This window comes from Caldisphaera sp., assembly GCF_046536515.1.
Lineage (GTDB): Archaea > Thermoproteota > Thermoprotei_A > Sulfolobales > Acidilobaceae > Caldisphaera.
This window is the reverse complement of the sequence record NZ_JAWDMQ010000089.1, coordinates 1-3,287: the sequence shown is the minus strand read 5'-3', so window position 1 is coordinate 3,287 and position 3,287 is coordinate 1. Positions and strand designations below refer to the sequence as shown.

2 protein-coding genes are annotated in these 3,287 nt (G+C 30.6%); both read right to left on the bottom strand.

What is annotated here, in order from left to right:
• Window positions 1–454 precede the first annotated feature (454 nt).
• Complete coding sequence (locus tag RXO53_RS08030; RefSeq protein WP_410713698.1) at window positions 455–1,912, bottom strand: 4-hydroxyphenylacetate 3-hydroxylase N-terminal domain-containing protein; 1,458 nt, start codon at window positions 1,910–1,912, stop codon at window positions 455–457.
• A gap of 449 nt (window positions 1,913–2,361) precedes the next feature.
• Window positions 2,362–3,024 (bottom strand): LysE family transporter, encoded by a 663-nt coding sequence (locus RXO53_RS08025; protein WP_410713697.1) that lies wholly within the window; start codon window positions 3,022–3,024, stop codon window positions 2,362–2,364.
• Between the last annotated feature and the right edge of the window lie 263 nt (window positions 3,025–3,287).

Here is a 3,287-nt window from a genome sequence, read left to right as displayed (position 1 = left end):
TCATGTTTTAAGAGTTGACCAGATAAAGGCATCTAAAGTCATCTCATATAAAAATAGTATTTTTGATTTAAAAAACTTTACCCCGCCCCTAGAAGGGGCTTGTCGTTTCTTTATCAGGGGCTTATCTTATGTTTTAATGAAGCTTATTCAATTTGTAGGTTATTTATTTTTCAAAAAAAGTAAAGTTTTTTCACTTGTTTTAAAAGACAAGGTTTGTTATTTCTTTTTTATTATGCATCTTTTATAAGAAAATGATACTTTTTATATGAAACAAAATTGATCATTGTTAACCGGGGGGTTAACAATATCATTAACAATTAAACTCATTTAAACAGAATTTAGTTTATGTATAGAAAAATTAAAAGATTATAACTTTTTACCTATTATTATACATAGCATTCTAATAATTTTCTAATTATTCATGGATTTTGTTATATAAAATGTTTTTAGTTGATTATGGCATTTCATCGCTTATTCCAGATGCATAATATGCAAGTTTTTTGCTTTCATCATAATTGTAAGATCTGTATAATTCTATAACACTAGCCTCTATGGAGCCTTCTGCATGTATCATTATTGTAGTGAAGAACGCCCCTAGGCTAGATAACAGTTCTCTAGTTAATGATAATATTTTAGACCTAGTTAATGGATCTGTTCCTTTCTTTCCAACTAGGTATTTTTTCAAATATCTTGCCTCTTCTTCGTTATAAAAATCCTGGGTTGATGGTAAAGTATCTGCAAGTCCTCCAGCTATTTCAACTAAATCCTTAACTACATTAAGATAAGTTTCATTTGAAATAAGTTTACCTATATTAGTAAATACCCTATTAGGAACTGCAATCTTTGTGTCTTCATCAATTTCAGCATATAAGGAAGCTGCTAAGGCAGATTCCCTTAATATTTCCTTGTATTTTATCATATCAACGATATCTCTCCTTATATGAGATTTATCATCAATACCATTTAATTCAGCTAGGAGTTTTCCTAAACCTATTAACAAATCCCCTATTACAGCCCTATAGGATATCGCAGTAAATCTGTGAAATGTAGGAAACATTACAGCCAAAGGCCCTGCAAATTGGTATTCTCCGGCCAGAAAAACTCTTTCCCATGGTACGAATACATCATCAAATATTATTAGTGATTGCGTTTCCATGTTTTCTTTACCTAATACAAACCATGGATCGTTTAAAGATGTTTCAACGGCTTTTAAAGGTTTTGAAATCATTTTTAACCCTTTAGTATTTGGGGGTATTGAAAAAGAAACTGCATAGTCTTTATCTTTTTCGCTCATGTTTCTTGTTGGCAAAACAATAATTTCATTAGCTACAGGTGCTTGGGTTATATGGGACTTAGCTCCTCTAACTATAATGCCATCTTTATTTTTATCTACTATCCTTAAATATAGATCTTTATCCTCCTGCTCAAAAGGCCTTAAATCTCTGTCACCCTTTACATCTGTTTGTGCAACAGCTAATCCCAAATCGTTTTTTATAACATATTCGTAAAATTTCATTATATTTTCATAATAGCGAGTTTTTAAATACGAATCAATTTTCTTTGTTATAATCATGAGAGCAAAAATAGCATCAGATCCAATACCTTTTATCACATCAAAACTTCCTCTCCCCATTTTTGATGTTTCATAAATTAAGTTAAACCTTTCCATTAAATCATTTCCATTTCTTGGTATTTTATAAAATTTGCTGGAATAGCCAAAATTATCGTCTTTGTAAACAAATAAATCTCTAGTTTTCTCATTTTCCTGCAATTTATATATAAGGGAGGCATGATTTACAGCACTTCTTAAAACTTCATGTTGTGTAACATCATAAACTTTTGTACCTCTATAATAAATTTCTCTGCCATCTTTCAAACTATTTACATAATCTTGAGAACTCATTAAACCCATAATCTCTCCCTATTTTCTTGTTTGTATGAATTATATTTAAATATAGCAAATTATTAATTCTATATAAAGTTTTTAAAAAATTTAAATACAAAGTCATATTTAATTGGTTTAACCTCCTTCTATTCATGAAGAGTTTTATGAGGTATTAAGAGCTATTTATGGTAATAAAGAGAACGACAAACCTCGCGCCTTCTAGGGGCGAAATAAAATTTTAAATTAAATCTTTTTTATAACAGAGTAGCACTCATAAAGGTTGTAATCCTTAAGATCTTAGGGAACCCTTCAGGGCTGGGAGGAAATCAGATACTAATATCTTGAATCGATATTACTTTAATAAGCAAATTTAATTTTTAAAAAATTTTAAAAATTAAAAAATAGTTTTTATCAATTTCAAATTAATACCATCTGACATATACCTTTCGCAATTAATAATTTTAAAAATACTGATCCTATTTATAATAAATCAATTGCATAGAAGCCATTATGCCAAAGTAAAGCATAATTAATGCCATTATAATCAAGAAAATGCCAAAGTGTTTGTTGCTTAAAAATTTTCTACCGGTTTTTCCAATAATCCCCATTGTACCCAGCCATACAAAATCCATCCATACATGGCTTGCATACATTACAGATATGCCAAAGATAAAACCTATTGATGTTGCCGATAAAATTAAAATTAAACCTACCGTAGCCCACCATGATAAAAATAGAGGATTAGATGCAGTTAATAAGAAACCTGTAATAATTGGTTTATTTACAATTTTAAAACTGTTTGATATGCTTTGGTCAGATACAAAACCGTTATCTTTTAACCTAAAGCATCCATCTTTTATTACAATAAAAGAAAAATAAACTATAAAGGATATTAGTATAAAACTCAAAACATATTTAACAATAGCATCATTTAATAAAGCCCTTATTTGCTGCAATAATATTGCTAATGCTACAACAAATGGTAGCTCAAAAAGCAGATGGCCAAGCGCTTCTTTAAAACCGCTAAACCATGACCCTTTCGAACCCTCGACTATTGCTGAAAAAGTTAATGGACCAGGAGAAAATGCCCCTGATACACTCAATGTTATAGTTAATATTATCAGATATAGCAAATCCAAACTCTACACCACACCTCTTGTTAACTGACTTAATTTTTACTTTACTTGCTCAGCTTTAAATTAAGGCTAGATCTTCGAACCCGTATCTAATCCGGAGAGCACTCTTTCATGTTTCCTTTGGACTGGGATTCATTCGTTCATTCCGTTTGTTCCTACACTTTCATTTCAATCATTTTATCTTCAATCATGATCAAGTGTAGGGACTTAGCCCTCAACCACCCACTTGTGGTAGGTGGGTCATGGGACTCCTTCGACCCCAACGG

Excerpts from the sequence above, each read along its gene's own strand:
- RXO53_RS08030 (WP_410713698.1), bottom strand. The coding sequence starts at position 1,912 with ATGGGTTTAATGAGTTCTCAAGATTATGTAAATAGTTTGAAAGATGGC.